13 protein-coding genes are annotated in these 16,165 nt (G+C 73.0%); 6 read left to right on the forward strand and 7 right to left on the reverse strand.

Translation table 11 applies throughout. The annotated features are described in order from the left end of the window. Positions 1-31: 31 nt before the first annotated feature. Both mshC and O1Q96_RS13515 read left to right on the forward strand, forming a co-directional pair. Complete coding sequence (mshC, locus tag O1Q96_RS13510) at positions 32-1,261, forward strand: cysteine--1-D-myo-inosityl 2-amino-2-deoxy-alpha-D-glucopyranoside ligase (RefSeq protein WP_269248409.1); 1,230 nt, start codon at positions 32-34, stop codon at positions 1,259-1,261. A 383-nt stretch (positions 1,262-1,644) separates the two neighbouring features. After that, a complete protein-coding gene (locus O1Q96_RS13515) occupies positions 1,645-2,598 on the forward strand; it encodes an NHL repeat-containing protein (RefSeq protein WP_269248410.1) in 954 nt (317 codons plus the stop codon). A 93-nt stretch (positions 2,599-2,691) separates the two neighbouring features. Here the strand turns inward: O1Q96_RS13515 and O1Q96_RS13520 are convergent, their stop codons facing one another. Beyond that, the gene (locus O1Q96_RS13520; RefSeq protein ID WP_269248411.1) at positions 2,692-3,852 is read right to left on the reverse strand and encodes a PAC2 family protein; all 1,161 of its coding nucleotides are present in this window, start codon (positions 3,850-3,852) and stop codon (positions 2,692-2,694) included. Positions 3,853-4,309: 457 nt separating this feature from the next. On the opposite strand from O1Q96_RS13520, the gene O1Q96_RS13525 reads away from it, so the two are divergent. Further along, positions 4,310-6,865 carry an NACHT domain-containing protein gene (locus O1Q96_RS13525; protein WP_269248412.1) on the forward strand — a complete coding sequence of 852 codons (2,556 nt, stop codon included), beginning with the start codon at positions 4,310-4,312 and terminating at the stop codon, positions 6,863-6,865. Here O1Q96_RS13525 and O1Q96_RS13530 read toward each other — a convergent pair. From O1Q96_RS13530 to O1Q96_RS13540, 3 genes are all read right to left on the reverse strand, one after another. Then, positions 6,771-7,442: a FadR/GntR family transcriptional regulator gene (locus O1Q96_RS13530; protein ID WP_269248413.1), complete on the reverse strand. Its 672-nt coding sequence runs from the start codon at positions 7,440-7,442 to the stop codon at positions 6,771-6,773. The two genes, O1Q96_RS13525 and O1Q96_RS13530, sit on opposite strands and share 95 nt — an antisense overlap. An 89-nt stretch (positions 7,443-7,531) precedes the next feature. Further along, positions 7,532-8,866 (reverse strand): amidohydrolase, encoded by a 1,335-nt coding sequence (locus tag O1Q96_RS13535; RefSeq protein ID WP_269248414.1) that lies wholly within the window; start codon positions 8,864-8,866, stop codon positions 7,532-7,534. Further along, entirely contained in the window at positions 8,863-9,621 is a 759-nt protein-coding gene (locus tag O1Q96_RS13540; protein ID WP_269248415.1) for a nucleoside phosphorylase, read from the reverse strand. Before O1Q96_RS13540 ends, O1Q96_RS13535 begins: the two co-directional genes overlap by 4 nt. Positions 9,622-9,802: 181 nt before the next feature. Here O1Q96_RS13540 and mtnA point away from each other — a divergent pair, with 181 nt between their 5' ends. After that, positions 9,803-10,834 (forward strand): S-methyl-5-thioribose-1-phosphate isomerase, encoded by a 1,032-nt coding sequence (mtnA, locus tag O1Q96_RS13545; RefSeq protein WP_269248416.1) that lies wholly within the window; start codon positions 9,803-9,805, stop codon positions 10,832-10,834. Between the two features lie 68 nt (positions 10,835-10,902). Here the strand turns inward: mtnA and mtnB are convergent, their stop codons facing one another. Genes mtnB through O1Q96_RS13560 form a run of 3 tightly spaced genes read right to left on the reverse strand, consistent with a single transcriptional unit; the run spans position 10,903 to position 12,835 of the window. Beyond that, positions 10,903-11,511, reverse strand: a complete 609-nt coding sequence (mtnB, locus tag O1Q96_RS13550; protein WP_269248417.1) for a methylthioribulose 1-phosphate dehydratase — start codon at positions 11,509-11,511, stop codon at positions 10,903-10,905. Next, on the reverse strand, positions 11,508-12,239 hold the full coding sequence (gene mtnC, locus O1Q96_RS13555; protein WP_269248418.1) for an acireductone synthase: 732 nt from the start codon (positions 12,237-12,239) through the stop codon (positions 11,508-11,510). The genes mtnB and mtnC overlap by 4 nt, the downstream gene beginning before the upstream one ends. Next, entirely contained in the window at positions 12,236-12,835 is a 600-nt protein-coding gene (locus O1Q96_RS13560; RefSeq protein WP_269248419.1) for a 1,2-dihydroxy-3-keto-5-methylthiopentene dioxygenase, read from the reverse strand. Before O1Q96_RS13560 ends, mtnC begins: the two co-directional genes overlap by 4 nt. Positions 12,836-13,470: 635 nt before the next feature. Between O1Q96_RS13560 and O1Q96_RS13565 the strand changes: the two genes are divergently transcribed. Then, complete coding sequence (locus tag O1Q96_RS13565) at positions 13,471-14,568, forward strand: substrate-binding domain-containing protein (RefSeq protein ID WP_269248420.1); 1,098 nt, start codon at positions 13,471-13,473, stop codon at positions 14,566-14,568. After that, positions 14,555-16,138 carry a sugar ABC transporter ATP-binding protein gene (locus O1Q96_RS13570; RefSeq protein ID WP_269248421.1) on the forward strand — a complete coding sequence of 528 codons (1,584 nt, stop codon included), beginning with the start codon at positions 14,555-14,557 and terminating at the stop codon, positions 16,136-16,138. The genes O1Q96_RS13565 and O1Q96_RS13570 overlap by 14 nt, the downstream gene beginning before the upstream one ends. Positions 16,139-16,165: the final 27 nt, after the last annotated feature.

Here is a 16,165-nt window from a genome sequence, read left to right on the forward strand (position 1 = left end):
TACGGAACATCCGTCCGGTTAGGCTCAGGGCATGCATGCCTGGCCCGCTTCTGAGGTCCCCGCCCTGCCCGGCACGGGCCGCGACCTCCGGATCCACGACACCGCGACCGGTGGTCCCGTGACCCTCGACCCCGGTCCCGTCGCCCGTATCTACGTCTGCGGCATCACGCCGTACGACGCGACCCACATCGGTCACGCGGCGACCTACAACGCGTTCGACCTCGTGCAACGCGTGTGGCTCGACACCAAGCGGCAGGTTCACTACGTCCAGAACGTGACGGACGTCGACGATCCGCTGCTGGAGCGCGCCGCGCGGGACAACGTCGACTGGACCGCTCTCGCCGAGCAGGAGACCGCTCTCTTCCGCGAGGACATGACCGCCCTGCGGATGCTGCCCCCGCGGCAGTACATCGGCGCCGTCGAGGCCATACCCGGGATCGTCCCGCTGGTCGAGCGGCTGCGGGACTCCGGGGCCGCGTACGAGCTCGAGGGCGACGTCTACTTCTCCGTCGAGGCGGACCCGCACTTCGGCGGAGTGTCCCACCTCGACGTGGCGGCGATGCGGCTGCTGTCCGCCGAGCGGGGCGGCGACCCGGACCGTCCGGGCAAGAAGAACCCGCTCGACCCGATGCTGTGGATGGCCGCCCGCGACGGCGAGCCGAGCTGGGACGGCGGCTCGCTCGGCCGGGGCCGGCCCGGCTGGCACATCGAGTGCGTCGCGATCGCGCTCGACCACCTGGGCATGGGCTTCGACATACAGGGCGGCGGCTCCGACCTCGTCTTCCCACACCACGAGATGGGCGCCTCCCACGCGCAGGCCCTGACCGGCGAGTTCCCCATGGCCAAGGCCTACGTGCACGCCGGCATGGTCGCGCTCCACGGTCAGAAGATGTCCAAGTCCAAGGGCAACCTGGTCTTCGTGTCGGCGCTGCGCCGCGAGGGTGTGGACCCGGCCGCCATCCGGCTCGCCCTGCTCGCGCACCACTACCGGGCCGACTGGGAGTGGACCGACCAGGTGCTCCAGGACGCCCTCGCACGGCTCGACCGCTGGCGGGCGGCCGTGTCGCGGCCCGACGGCCCGTCGGCCGAGGCGCTCGTCGAGGAGATCCGCGAGGCCCTCGCGAACGACCTGGACGCACCGGCCGCGCTGGCGGCCGTCGACCGCTGGGCCGTACTCCAGAGCGAGCGGGGCGGTACGGACGAGGGCGCCCCCGGCGTCGTCTCGCGTGCCGTGGACGCCCTGATGGGTGTGGCTCTCTAGGACCGGCTCCGGCTCCGTCGGACAGACCGGCTCTGTTCGGCAGGCCCGGCGGCCGCCCACCGCACAACGGCGGGTGCCGGGCGGGTCGTTGCCTGCCCGGCGCCCCCGGCGCCCCCGGCACCCCGGGCGCGGCGGCTGTGGCCGCTCGCGTCCTTGAGGGCCGGGGCCGCTCCTCCCGGGCCAACTCGGCCACTCCGCCGCCGAGTTCGCCGAACCAGGCCCGAAGGCGAGCCGCATCGCACCCGCGTGCCGTCCGTACAGGACACCGATGTCACGCCACATTCCGGCCCAAGGCTGCGCGGACGGTGGCCATGTGATGGGGTGACAGCGTCTGTTGACCGTCGGGCCGGCAGTGCGCCGGCCCTCTTGTGGGAGGACGCACCGTGGCACTCGCAGACCGTTCCTTCGCACGTCGAAGACTCCTCACCTCGGCCGCCGCCGCGGGCGGAGCGGCACTCCTGGGCGGCACGGCGCACGCGGCCGAGCCGCGCAAGAAGGCCTGGCCCGACCGCTTTCCGCTGCCGGACGGCTTCCAGCCGGAGGGCATAGCCATCGGCTCGGCCCCCTTCGCGTACTTCGGGTCGCTGGCCAACGGCGACATCTACCGGGCGAGCCTCGCCACCGGGCGCGGCTCGGTCATCAGCGAGGGTCCCGGCGCGGGACACCCCGCCGTGGGCCTGAAGATCGACCGGCACGGCCGGCTGTTCGTCAGCGGCGGGGCCGGCAGCGACCTGCGTATCGTCGACTCCCGCACGGGAAGGACCGAGAAGACGTACGCCGTCGGCGGCGCGTTCGTGAACGACGTGATCCTCACTCCGCCCGCGGCCTGGTTCACCGACTCGTTCGCGCCCCGGCTCTACCGGCTCGCGCTCGACCGGCACGGCAGGCCCGGAGCCGTCACGGACGTGCCGCTGGGCGGCGACTGGCAGCAGGGCCCGGACTTCACCGCGAACGGCATCGAGCGCACGCCGGACGGCAGCGCGCTCCTGGTGGTGAACGTCTTCGTCGGCGGCGGCACGCTGATGAGGGTGGACCCGCGCACCGGAACCGCCACCGCCGTCGACCTCGGCGGTGCCGTGATCCCCAACGGCGACGGCCTGTTGCTCCTCGGCAGGGTCCTCTACGTGGTCCAGCAACAGCTGAACGCCATCGACGTGTTCCGGCTGAACGCGGCCGGCACCAGGGGCACGGCGATCGCCCGGATCACCGACCCGCGCTTCCGGATCCCGACGACGGCCGCCGCGTGGGGCGACCGGCTGTACCTGCCGAACGCGCGCTTCGACGTCGAACCGACGCCCGGCACTGACTACGACGCGGTGGCGGTACCCCAGGTGTGAGGTACGAGGGGGTGGTACGCCCGCAGCGCACCACCCCCTCGACGGTCGATCCAGGCCCACCCGGATGCCCGGGTCCGGCCCGGTCGGCCCTTGTCAGTCCTCCGAGGGATCGGAGGGGTCGGCAGGACCCGCGGAGTCGGAGGGGCCGGAGGCTCCGGAGGAGTCCGAAGGGCCGGGCGCGTCGGGCGCGTCGGACGGGTTCGTGGGGCCCGATCCGCCCTCGGGAGAGCCGGAGTTGTCCGTGGCGCCCGGGTCCGAGTCCCCGCCGTCCACGGCGCTGTCGGGGACGCCGTCGGTGGTCCCGGGCCGCTGCGGCTTCGGCGGCCTGGTCCGGCCGGCCGGACTCTCACGCAGATACGTGGAGGGGTCGCCGCTCTCCGTGGCGTGGCCGCCGGGCGGCGCCGTCGGACCACCCCCGTCCCGTCTGCGCAGGTAGCGCTCGAACTCGCGGGCGATCGCCTCGCCCGACGCCTCCGGCAGCTCGGCGGTGTCCCGGGCCTCCTCCAGCGTCTGTACGTACTCGGCGACCTCGCTGTCCTCCGCGGCCAGCTGGTCCACGCCCACCTGCCAGGCCCTGGCGTCCTCGGGAAGCTCGCCCAGCGGGATCCGCATGTCGATGAGGTCCTCCAGGCGGTTCAGGAGGGCCAGCGTCGCCTTCGGGTTCGGGGGCTGCGAGACGTAGTGCGGCACGGCCGCCCACAGCGACACCGCGGGTACTCCCGCATGCGTGCACGCCTCCTGGAGGATGCCGACGATGCCCGTGGGGCCCTCGTACTTGGTCTCCTCCAGGTCCATCGTGCGCGCCAGGTCCGGATCGGAGGTGACCCCGCTGACCGGCACCGGACGGGTGTGCGGGGTGTCGCCCAGCAGCGCGCCGAGGATCACCACCAGCTCCACGCCCAGTTCATGGGCGAAGCCGAGGAGTTCGTTGCAGAAGGAGCGCCAGCGCATCGACGGTTCGATGCCGCGCACCAGCACCAGGTCCCGCGGCTTGTCGCCGCCGACGCGGACCACCGACAACCGTGTCGTCGGCCAGGTGATCTTGCGTACGCCGCCGTCCAGCCACACGGTGGGACGGTTCACCTGGAAGTCGTAGTAGTCCTCGGCGTCGAGCGCCGCGAACACCTCGCCCTTCCACTCCCTGTCCAGATGCGCGACCGCGGTCGAGGCGGCGTCGCCGGCGTCGTTCCAGCCCTCGAACGCGGCCACCATGACCGGGTCGACCAGCTCGGGAACCCCCTCGAGCTCGATCACCCAGCGCCTCCTTCCGACGTGCCCTCGCGTACGCCCCAACCTTACGGCTTGCGCGGAGGACGTCCGCAGCCCCCTCGCATGGGGGAGTGACCGGATCACTGCCCCGTTCGCCGCCTCTGAACACCCGCCAGTCATCCGAGCTGTCCTGCGTCAACCTCGATCGCCGACCGGAAGGTTGTCGGGAGGCAGTGCCATACGTCGGACGACCAACAGAGGTCCGATGTCCCGCGCCGGTGGGAGACGGGGCGCGCCTGCGGCGACCGCCACCGGTCCTTCGAGGTCCACGGCACCCGTCGCCGGCGCCCGTCGGCCGGCCGGGCGGCCCGGGCCCGGCGGCCGGTGGGGTCCCGCGTGCTCCCGCCGGCACAGACCGGACCCACCGGGAAGTTCACCCGCTCGTGTGGGGCGGCACCCGATTCCCCGCCGGGCCCGGTGTCCGTACGGAACTCTTCGTCGGATGAGCGGAGTTGCCCCCAGGTCGCGTGTCCGGCGAGCCGGCGCGGTGTATCTGACGCTGCTGGCCGCCGGAACCGTGGGAGCCCTGCTGGTCGCCCCGCACCTGGACGACCCCGCGTCGGTGGTGGCCGCGCTGCTGCCGACCGGGGCCGGCGCCTACCTCGCCTGGAGCACCTACCGGGCCGACCGGACCGAGGCCGCCACAGCGGCGGACCCGGGCACCGTCGCGGACCGGCTCGCCGTCGCCGTACGGCGCCAGTGGGAGACCGAGGCGCAGATACGGCGGCTGGAGGATCCGTACCCGCTGCCCGTCGCCTGGCGGGCCGCCGACGCCGACCTGGCGGAGGCGACGCGGCCCGGCGGGCTCGACGGCCGGGACGGGGAGCTCGGCGACCTCTTCACCGAGCGGATCCCCACCCGGCGTCTGCTGGTCCTCGGCGCCCCGGGATCGGGCAAGACGCTGCTGCTCGTACGCCTCGTGCTCTCCCTGATCGAGCGACGGCGGCCGGGCGGGCCCGTGCCCGTCCTCTTCCCCCTCGCCTCCTGGGACCCCGGCGCCCAGGACCTGCGCGGCTGGATGGAGCGCAAACTCGCGCAGGACCATCCGGAACTGGGAGCGGCCGCCTCGGAGGAGGACGGGCCGGTCACCCGCGCCGCGGCGCTGCTGGACCGGCGTCTGGTGCTGCCGGTGCTCGACGGGTTCGACGAACTGCCCGCCGCGGTGGGAGCCACGGCGCTGCACGCCGTCAACGAGGCCCTGCCGTACGGATGCGGGCTGGTGCTGTCGAGCCGGCCCGACGAGTACCGGGCGGCGCTACGGCCGCGGAGCGGGGTGCCCCCGCGACTCACCGGCATGGCCGGCATCCGCCTCGAACCCCTCCGCGGACCGGACGTCGAGGCCTATCTGCTCCGGGACGCCGGCGGGAGCGGCACCCCGGCGGCGGCACGCTGGAGGCCGGTCGTCGACGCGCTGGGAACGGACGCACCGGTCGCCGAGGCCCTGACCCGCCCCCTGATGGTGTCGCTCGCCCGGTCCGTCTACAACCCGCGTCCGGCGGAGGGGCACGAGGAGCTGCCGGACCCCGGTGAGCTGCTGCGGTGCTCCACCCGGGCCGCGGTGGAGCACCATCTCTTCGAGGCGTTCGTCGGGGCGGCGTACCGGCCGCACCCGCGCCGCCCCTGCCGGTGGACGCCGGCGCGGGCGCACGCCGCGCTGCGCCACCTGGCGCGCCACATGGAGCGCGGGCTCGACGGGGCGGCGGAGGTGGCCTGGTGGAAGCTCCACCGCGCCGTGCCGACCGCGCTGCCGCCGGTCCTCGTCGGTGCGCTGCTGGGCTGCCTCGGCTGGCTGGTCGAGGGGATGGCCATGGAACTGACCCATCGCGCCGCGCCCAACCCGCTGTTCCCGCCCCACTGGGAGGAACGCGGCGGGCTCGGCGTGGTGGCGGCGGGCCTCTGCGGAGGGCTGATGTGCGGCCTCGTGGCAGCCGTCGTGATCACCCTGCTGTGCGCGGGCGTCGCTCCCGACCTCTCCGCCGGCCTGGTCCTCAACCGGCTGGCCGACGGCGGTTCGCTGGCCCTCGTCGGAGTGATCGTCGCCGGCTTCGCCTTCGGCGGGCGGCCGGAACCGCGCCGGCCCTCCCGCTGGGACCGGCGGGCGCTCCTGACCGGAGCCGCGGCGGCGGCCCTGTACGTGCTGGCCTTCCGCAACGCCTGCGGGACGGTCAGCGCCCTCCTCCACGGGGTGATCGCCGCCGCCGTCGGCGCGGACGGTGTACGCGCGGATCCCGCGTGTCCCGTCGCCCGGGTCCGCTGGCACTGGAGCCCGCGAGGCATCCTCACGGGGCTGGTGGGCGGCGCGCTGATCGGCGGCGGCATCCTGCTGGAGGGACTGTTCGCCGATGTGCTCTCGGGAGGGGCCAGCCGCGAGTACCTCGGACCGGCCGAGCCGATGGAGGCGTTCTGGGCCGCCGAACAGGTCGCGGCGGTGTACGCGGTGTCGTGCATGCTCGTGCAGGGCCTGCGGACGGTCCCGGTCGACCTCGGCACCTCGGTCGACGGCCGAATTCTCCTCGGCAACGACCGGCGCACGCTCGGGACCTGCGTGTTCACCGCGGCGGTACTCGGCGCGGCGGTGATCGGGACGCAGGGCTGGTGCGCCATGCTCTGGGGCTCCGCCCGTGTCTGGGGAGCCGGGGCCGGCGGCTCCGGCCTGTGGGTCTACGTCGTCGGACTGGTCCCCGCCCTGCTGACCGGCCTGGCCATCGGCATCCGTCAGGCGGCCTGGAGCCATTACGCCGTGGCCCGCTGCCACCTGGCCCTGCGCGCGAAGCTGCCCTTCGACCTCCTGGCCTTCCTCGCCGACGCGCACGAGCACCACGGCGTGCTGCGCAGGGTCGGCGCGGTCTACCAGTTCCGCCACATCGAGCTGCAGCACCATCTGGCGGGCCCGCCAAGGGGGTTCACAGCGTCGAGCGCAGCCACTGCTCCACGCTCGCGATGTGCACCGTCGCCCACGAACGGGCCGCCTCCGCGTCCCGGTCGCGCAGGGCGCTGAGGATCGCGCGGTGTTCGTGCAGGGTGCGGCTGACCGCGTCCTCCTGGGTCAGGCCCCGCCAGATGCGCGCGCGGGTGGTGGGCCCCGAGAGGCCGTCGAGGAGGGAGCACAGCACCGAGTTCCCGGAGCTCTGCACGATGCCCCGGTGGAACTCCAGGTCACAGGCGACGAGTTCCTCCACCGAGGGCCCGGCGCCGAGGGCGTCCAGCTGGGCGGTCAGCGCGTCCACCTGCTGTTCGCTGATCCGCAGCGCAGCCATCGCCGTCGCGGCCGGTTCCAGGATGCGGCGTACCGCGAGGAACTCCAGGACCGTGTCGTCGCGGTGGAAGTCCACGACGAAACTCAGCGCCTCCAGGAGGAGCTGCGGGTCCAGGCTCGTGACGTACGTGCCGTCGCCCTGCCGTACGTCCAGGATGCGGATGAGTGAGAGCGCGCGCACCGCCTCCCGCAGGGAGTTCCGGGACAGGCCCAGATCGGCGGCGAGTTCGCTCTCCTTCGGAAGCCGGTCGCCGGGGCGCAGCGCGCCGGAGACGATCATTCCCTTGATCTTCTCGATCGCCTCATCGGTGACTGCCATGGCGGCCTCCCTGTCACTCAGACTGTCGCTCAGACATCCGATGTCTTATTATGCGGCTTCCGTCGCCCCGACGAACCCGTCCCGGGCGATCACACCAGGTCGGACGGTGACACGAGAGCCGCCAGGTCCGCAAGCGCGGCGGCCTCGTCGAGCGTGGTGAGCGCACGGTCGCGCATCAGGACCCGGCCGTCGACGAGCGTGTCCCGGACGTCCTCGGCCCGGGCGGCGTACGCGAGCGTCGACCACGGGTCGTGGCGGGGTGCCAGATGCGGACGTCCGAGATCCAGGACGATCACGTCGGCCCGCTTTCCCGCCTCCAGCGAACCGAGCCGGGCGTCGAGCCCCAGGGCCCGGGCGCCCTCGATCGTGGCCATGCGCAGGGCCTGTTCGGCGCCGACCGCGGTGGGGTCGCCACCGGCCTTGTGCACCAGGGCGGCGAGGCCCGCCGCGCGCAGCACGTCCAGCGTGTTGGAGCTGACCGCGCCGTCCGTGCCGAGTGCGACGGTCACGCCCGCGCCCAGCAGCCGCGGTACGGGGGCGATGCCGCAGCCCAGTTTGAGGTTCGACACCGGGCAGTGGGCGACCGACGTGCCGGTACGGGCCAGAGCGGCGATCTCGGTGTCCGAGAGCTCCACGGCGTGGGCCAGCAGGAGGTCCGGGCCGAGCAGACCGAGCGAGTCGAGCAGCTCCACCGGCCGTCTGCCGTACCGCGTCTCGACGGTGGTGACCTCGGTGGCGTTCTCCGCCGCGTGCATGTGCAGCAGGGCACCGAACTCCCGTGCCAGGGCGGCGATGTCGGTCAGCTGCCCGGGGGAGAGGGTGTAGGCGGAGTGCGCGAGGAGCACGGGGCGCGTGCCGGGTCGCGGGGCGCGTCCGGCCAGGTCGCGGCGCGCCCACTCCAGCCGGTCCTCGTACGCGATGCCGTCGGCCGGGTCCGGTACGTCCATGAAGGTCGGCCCCGTGTGCAGCCGCCAGCCCGCCTCCCGCGCGACCTGCTCGGCGGCCTCGTGGAACCAGTACATGTCGAGCGCCGACGTCACCCCGGCCCGTACGCTCTCCGCGATCGCGACCCGGACGGCCGCCGCGACGTTGTCCGCCGTGAGCAGCTCGCTCTCCCAGCGCAGGACGCGCTCCAAGAAGTCCTGGAGCGTGACGTCGTCGGCGCGGCCGCGCAGCAGCGTCATCGCCAGGTGGGCGTGTGCGTTGACCAGGCCGGGCAGTACGAGGCAGCCCGTCGCGTCGAGGGTGTCGGCGGCCCTGTACCGCGACCGCAGCTCGCGAACCGGTCCGACCTCGATGATCTCGCCGTCGCGGACGGCCACGGCTCCGTCGGGTACGACCGTGCCGGCCTCGTCGACGGTGAGGACGTCACCGCCGTGGATCAACAGGTCGGCGTGGGCCCGGCGTTGGGAGGGAACGGTCACTGCGCGCCCTCCTCGATCTCCGCGAGCAGACGCAGGGCCTCCAAGGAGACCACACCGCCGCGCGCCACTCCTGCGGCGACGATCTCACGATGCGGGTCGTAGCCGCCCGTGGCGGCCTCGTCGACGAGCTCGTCCGCGTTCACGCCGTCGATCACGAGGACGCCGCCCGCCCTCAGTCCACGCAGCGAGGCCGTCACGTACAGCGCGGACAGCTCCATCTCGATGGCCGCGAGCCCCGCCCCGTCGTACGAGGTCAGCGGTATCAGCCCCGGCTGGAAGGCGGCCCGCGTCCACACGAAGCCGCGGTGGTGCGCGGCGCCCTGCTCCCGCGCCGCCCGCTGCAGTGCGAGCACCGCCTCCGGCGCGGCCACCGCCGGATACTCGGGCGGCAGCAACTGCTGGGTCACACCGTCGTCGCGTACGGCCGCCTCCGCGATGACGAGGTCGCCGTCGCGGATCCCGGGCCGCATCGCACCCGCCGTGCCGAACCGCAGGAAGGTGTCCACACCCGCGTCGGCCAGCTCCTGGAAGAGCAGGATCGCCCCTGGCGCACCGACGCCGTGGGAGGCGACGACGACCGGCACACCCTTCCAACTGCCGGTGAACGCACGGTATTCGCGGTGGTGGGAGACCTCCTCGGCGCCGTCGAGCAGCGCGGCGACGGCCGCGGCGCGCGCGGGGTCACCGACGACGACCGCGCGCGGCGGCAGCCCGATGCCGGGTATGCGTGTGACGGGGGCCGGATGGTGCGTCATGAAGTCACTCCAGTCGTAGCGCGGTCGCGACGGCGCCGCGGCCTCCTTCGTATGGCCTTCGGAGCTGATGGTGCTGCACTGCAACACCGGATATCCGGACATCCGCCCGACTGGCTCGAACCGTGTTCTTCGAGGTCATGTACGGTGTCGCGCATCTTCGGAACTTCAGGAGTGCCCCGCTATGCCCCAGGAACTGCGTGCTGTCGACTGGACCGGAAACAGCCTCGCGCTCATCGACCAGACCGTCCTGCCGCACCGCACCGAGACCCGCCAGGTCCGCGATGTGGACGACCTCGTGGACGCGATCGGGCGGCTCGTCGTGCGCGGGGCGCCCGCGATCGGGGCGGCCGGGGCGTACGGCGTGGCGCTCGCGATGCTCCAGGGCGAGCGCGAGGGCTGGTCGCGCGAGGAGGTGCTCGCGGCCGTCGCGCGGGTCCGTGCGGCGCGGCCCACCGCGGTGAACCTCATGGTGTGCGTCGACCGGGTGCTGACCCGTTTCGACGACGGGCTCGACGCGGTGCTCGCAGAGGCGGCGCAGGTGCAGCGCGAGGACGTGGCGGCGAACCGGGCGATGGGCGCGTTCGGGGCGGACTGGCTGCTCAAGCGCGTCGGCGGGGACCGGCCGCTGCGGGTGCTGACCCACTGCAACACCGGGGCTCTGGCCACGGCGGGGTGGGGCACCGCGCTCGGGGTCGTCCGTGAGCTGCACGCCCGCGGGCGTCTCGAGGTCGTGTACGCCGACGAGACGCGACCCCTGCTGCAGGGGTCGCGGCTGACCGCCTGGGAGCTCGTCCAGGAGGGGATCCCGCACTTCGTGCAGGCGGACGGGGCCGCCGCCGGGACGATCCTCCGGGGTGAGGTCGACGCCGCGGTCGTCGGCGCCGACCGGATCGCGGCCAACGGGGACACCGCCAACAAGGTGGGCACCGTGGGCATCGCGCTGGCGTGCGCCTACGCGGGGGTGCCGTTTCTCGTGGCCGCGCCCACGACCACGGTGGACCTCTCCACGGCCACGGGTTCCGGCATCCACATCGAACTGCGGGGCGAGGACGAGGTGCTGGAGTGGTCGGGGACGCGGACCGCGCCGGCCGGGTCCCGCGGGCACAACCCCGCCTTCGACGTGACACCGGCAGGGCTGGTCACCGGGCTGGTCACCGAGCGGGGGGTGCTGGAGGTGTCCGCGGGGGAGCTGCCGGGGGACCGGCTGGGCTAGGGCGGGGCCGGGTCAAGGAGAGGGGGCGTGGCCTCGGCCCCCTCTCCTTCCTCCCGCGTGAACCCCGTTCAGTGGCCCGTCAGTTCCAGCTCCAGGAGCCACTCCACGACCTCCGTGTGGTGGCGTGCCCGGCGAGGGTCGTCGCCCCACACGTACAGGCCGTGGCCCGCCACGACCACCGCCGGCATCCGCGGGTCGCGGGCCGCCTCCAGGCGGTCGCCGAGGACCTTCATGTCCTGGCTGTTGGCGATGACGGGAAGGGTGACCTCCACGTCATGGGCGGGCTGGCCGACCCCCTTGAGCATCTCCAGGTCCTTGAGGACGATGCCGCCGGGTGAGCGCCGGCCCAGCGCCACCGACGCCACCGTGTGCACGTGCACCACGGCGCCCGCGCCGGTCAGTGCGGCCACGCGCGCGTGCAGCGCGGCCTCGGCGGACGGCCTGCCGCCGCTCACCGCGGCACCCTCGCCGTCGACCAGTACGACGTCCGCGGGCGTCAGTTCACCCTTGTCGTGGCCGCTGGCGGTGACCGCGAGCCGCAGCGGGTCGCGGGAGAGCACCACCGACAGGTTCCCGGAGGTGCCGCGCATCCAGCCGAAGGAGGCGAAGCGGGCGGCCTCGGCGGCGAGGACGGCCCCCGCCTCCTCCAGATCGAGTGTGCTGATGTCGGTGGTCACGTCGTGCTCCCTGAAGTGCCGATGCTGATCTCGTCGAACGTCCCCGCCTGCGCGTGGTCACCGACGCCCTGCTCGTAGTACGGCTCCCCGGGCCGCCGGATCCCGACGGTGTGCCAGCCCGCCTCGCGGGCCGCGTCCAGCTCGCCCGGCCGGTCGGAGAGGAACAGGAGACGGCCTGCCTCCACGCCGGCCGATCCGGCGATACGGCGGTAGGACCCCGGCTCCTGCTTGGGCCCCGCGTTCTCGGTGTCGTACAACCCGTCGACGAGCGGCAGCAGATCACCGTCCGGGCTGCTCGTGAACCACGCGCGCTGCGCGGCCACGGACCCGGACGAGTACACGAGCAGCCGTACGCCGTCACTGTGCCAGCGGCGAAGTACCGGCACCACGTCGTCGTAGAAGTGGGAGACCAGGTCGCCCCGGGCGAACCCCTCGGACCAGATGAGGCCCTGAAGGGTCTTCAGGGGGGTGGCCTTCACGTCCTCGTCGAGCCACTCGGCGAGCGCCTTCTCGACCCGTACGGTGTCGGCGTCCGGCTCGCCGAGCAGTTCGCGTACCTGGGCGAGTGCCCGCAGCACGTCCGGATCGCCGCTCCGCTCCGCCAGCAGCGCTCCGAAACGGGAGCGCGAGTACGGGTAGAGCACGTCGACGACGAAGCCCGTGGCGCTCGTGGTGCCCTCGATGTCGAGCACCACGGCGTCCACGTCGAACGCCGGCCGCGGGCTCACGCCGCGGACCGGTCCCGCTCGTACCCCGCCGCGATGGTGTCGTAGTCGGGGAAGCGGCCGGCGATGTCCGAGCCGGTGAAGCTGCCGATCCAGCCGTCCTCCTCGTGGAAGAAGCGGATCGCGGTGAACGCCGGTGACGTCCCCATGTCGAACCAGTGCGTCGTGCCGCGCGGCACACCCAGCAGGTCGCCCTTCTCGCAGAACACGGCGTGCACCTCGCCGTTCACGTGCAGATAGAAGATCCCGGAGCCCGAGACGAAGAACCGGACCTCGTCATCGTCGTCGTGCGTGTGCTCCTGGAGGAACTTCTCCCGCGCGGCCTTCGCCTTCACGGGGTACTCCGGGTCGTCGCTCGGGTGCAGCCCGAGGACGTCGACCGTGGTGAAGCCCTCCTCGGCGTTGAGCCGGTCGATCTCCGGCCCGTACGCGGCGAAGACGGTGTCGCTGTCGGCGTCCGCGGGGACGTCCCCGCGGACCGGCCACTGTTCGTACCGCACACCGAGCGGAGCGAGCGCGGCGGCGATCTCGACGGGGTCACCGGTGCGGCGCACGGTCGTCCCGGGTCCGGACTCGGGCCACGTGGTCAGCAGGGTCATGGGAGCAACTCCAGGAGTGAGGAGGGGCGAAGACGAAAGGACGCGGGACGGAGGAACACGGTGGACGCTTGTCCGGATGGTGGACATGGGGCCGGACCGATCGACGAGGGAGGGGCACGGTGCCGCGCGGCGGGCGGCGGACCGAAGAGGGGATCCGAAGGGGATCTGGACCCGTGGTCAGCCGCGACACGCCGCGCCGGTACAGCGTCGCATCGCTGTCGCGCCTGGTGTCGTCATCGGAGCCTCACTGTCCCGGGTCGGGTGCCGGTCCCGAGATCGTAACTCCGGACCGGCGCTCGGCTGAGTGTGACGAAGTTGTTGTCTCAACCACTGAGAATCCGGTCCCAAAACTTTGACGGCTGGCTGGAATCGTTCTCATGATCTGCGTATGAAGACGCTGCTGCTCGTGCGGCGGCTGTACGTGGACTTGCTCCGGTCGACCACAGCCCGCTGTCGCTGACCTGATCCGGAGCGCCCCGGACGCCTCCGCACCACGGGATTCCCACCGGCACCCGTGACGCCCACGAGGCCTCCCGGCGCCCGCGGCCGTGGCTGGATTCCCTCCCCCGCCCGGCGCTCCGGACCCGCGCCCCGCACGCCCTCTTCATTCCCTCTGCACCGCTCCTGGAGCCGTCATGACCCGTACCCGTCTGCCTCTCGCCGCGCTCTCGCTGGCATCCGTCTCCGCCCTCCTCCTCGCGGGCTGCTCGCAGTCCTCGGACGCCTCGGAGACGACCGGCGACTCCGCCGCGTCCGCGTCCGCCGCCACCGGCAAGAAGCCAGCGCCCTTCAGTGAGGGCAGGGTGAAGGTCGCCCTGGTCCGGCAGAGCGGCGCCGGCGACTACTTCGAGCAGTGGGGCAACGGAGCCAAGGCGCAGGCCAAGGCCCTCGGCATCGACCTGACGGTGTACGACGCCCAGGCGGACAACGCCAAGCAGGCCACCGACCTCTCCTCGGCCATCAACTCCGGGGCCCGGGCGATCATCGTCGACCACGGCTTCCCGGCCACGATCCAGCCGGAGATCGACAAGGCGGTGAAGAAGGGCGTCAAGGTCGTCGTCTACGACGTGGAGACCGCCACCAAGGGTGTCGTCTCCACCAAGCAGGACGACGCCAGCATGGCCCGGGCCGTCCTCGACGTGATGGCCGGCGAACTCGGCAAGGACGCGAAGGTCGGCTACGTCAACGTCGCCGGTTACGCCGCCCTCGACAAGCGCGACAGCGTCTGGAAGAAGACGGCCGACGCCAACGGGTGGAAGCAGCAGTTCAAGGTCGGCAAGGTCACCGACTCCACGGCCACCGACAACGTGCCCCTGGTCAGCGCCGCCCTCACCCAGCACCCGGACGTGGCGGGCGTCTTCGCCCCGTACGACGAACTCGCCAAGGGCACCGTCCTCGCCGTCCAGAACAAGAAGCTCCAGGACAGGGTGAAGGTCTTCGGCGCGGACGTCTCCAACGCCGACATCCAGAACATGACCGCCAAGGGCAGTCCCTGGGTGGCCACGGCGGGCACGGACCCGTCGGCGGTCGGCGCGGCCGTCGTCCGTACCGCCGCCCTGGAGCTCGCCGGAGAGTTGAACAGGACCTCGGTCGAGTTCCCGGCCGTCGCGATCACCCAGGACTTCCTGAAGAGCAAGGGCATCGGGAACATGGACCAGCTGCGCGAGGCGCTGCCCGCACTGAACCTCGCCAAGGTCAGCACGGCCGACTGGATCCCCAATGTCGCCCACTGACTCACCCACTGACTCACCCACCGACTCACCCGCCGGTCCGCCCGAGGGCCGCGTGGCGGTGCGGCTGCGTGGGGTCGGCATGGCCTTCGGCGGCCGGACGGTCCTGGAGTCCGTCTCTCTGGACATCGCGCCCGGCAGCGTCGTCGCGCTGCTGGGCGCCAACGGCGCGGGCAAGTCCACCCTGATCAAGATCCTCTCCGGGGTGCACACCGACCACAGCGGGGACGTCGAGGTGAACGGCGAACCCGCCGCTCTCCGGTCCCCGCTCGACGCCCGCCGGCTGGGCATCCAGACCGTGCACCAGCGGATCGGCGAGGGCATCGTCCCCGGCCTGACCGTCGCCGAGAACCTGGTCTTCGAGGAGCTGGCCAGGCGGCGGGGCAACCCGTTCCTCGACGGGCGCGGGCTGCTGGCCCGCGCCCGGGAGATCCAGTCGGCGCTCGACCTCGGCTGGAGCGACGCGGTCCTCAAGCGGGACGTCACCGAACTCGGCATCTCCGACCGGCAGTTGCTCATCCTGGCCCGGGCCCTCGCGACCCGCCCGAGGCTCCTCGTCCTCGACGAGCCGACCTCCGCCCTCTCCGCCGCCGAGGCCGAGCGCCTGTTCACGCTCGTCGAGCGGATGCGGGACGACGGCATCGCCGTCCTGTACGTCTCCCACCGCCTCGGCGAGATCGACGCCCTGGCCGACCGGCTGGTCGTCCTGCGGGACGGCCGTCTCACCGAGGACCAGGCCAGACCCTTCGACTGGGACCGCGCGCTGCGCGCCATGCTCGCGCAGGCCCAGGGCGCGGAGACGGCCCGTCCCGCGGACGCCCGGCAGAGCATCGGGCCCGGCTCGGGTGAGATCGCCGTCTCACTGCGGGGCGTACCGCTGCTCCCCGGTCATCCTCCCCAGGACCTCGACCTGCGGGCGGGCGAAGTCACCGGCGTGGTGGGTCTGCTGGGCGCGGGCAAGACGGAACTGGCCCGCGGTCTCTTCGGCGCCGAGCCGTTCCCGAGCGGGACCGTGGAGCTGGACGGCACGCCGTACGCGCCGCGCCGCCCCGCCGACGCGATCCGGCGCGGAGTGCATCTCGTCCCCGAGGACCGCCATGCCGACGCGCTCGTCCCCGGCTGGTCGCTGGCCCAGAACATCTCGCTGCCCTTCCTCAGAGGCCTCTCCACAGCGGGGCTGGTGAGCCGGCGCAGGGAGAACGCCCTCGGCCGCGACACCATCGAGCGGCTCGGCGTCGTCGCCCGCGACGAACACAGCGCCGTGGAGGAGCTGTCCGGCGGCAACCAGCAGAAGGTCGTCGTCGGCCGCTGGCTCGCCGAACGCCCCCGTGTCCTCATCCTGGACGAGCCGTTCCGAGGTGTGGACATCGGAGCCCGCCGTGACATCGGCCGCCGCGCCCGCGCCCTCGCCGCCGAGGGAGCCGCCGTCGTCGTCCTGTCCGCCGACGTCGACGAGGTGCTGGAGGTCGCCGACCGGGTCGTCGTCCTCGCCGCGGGGGAGATCCACCTCGACGCGTACGGACAGGACGCGGAGCGCGACCGCGTCATCCAGACCATCTCGGCGTCCGTCTGATGCCGGCCGCCCGGAAAGCCACCCCAG

The sequence above is a fragment of the Streptomyces aurantiacus genome, from assembly GCF_027107535.1.
Lineage (GTDB): Bacteria > Actinomycetota > Actinomycetes > Streptomycetales > Streptomycetaceae > Streptomyces.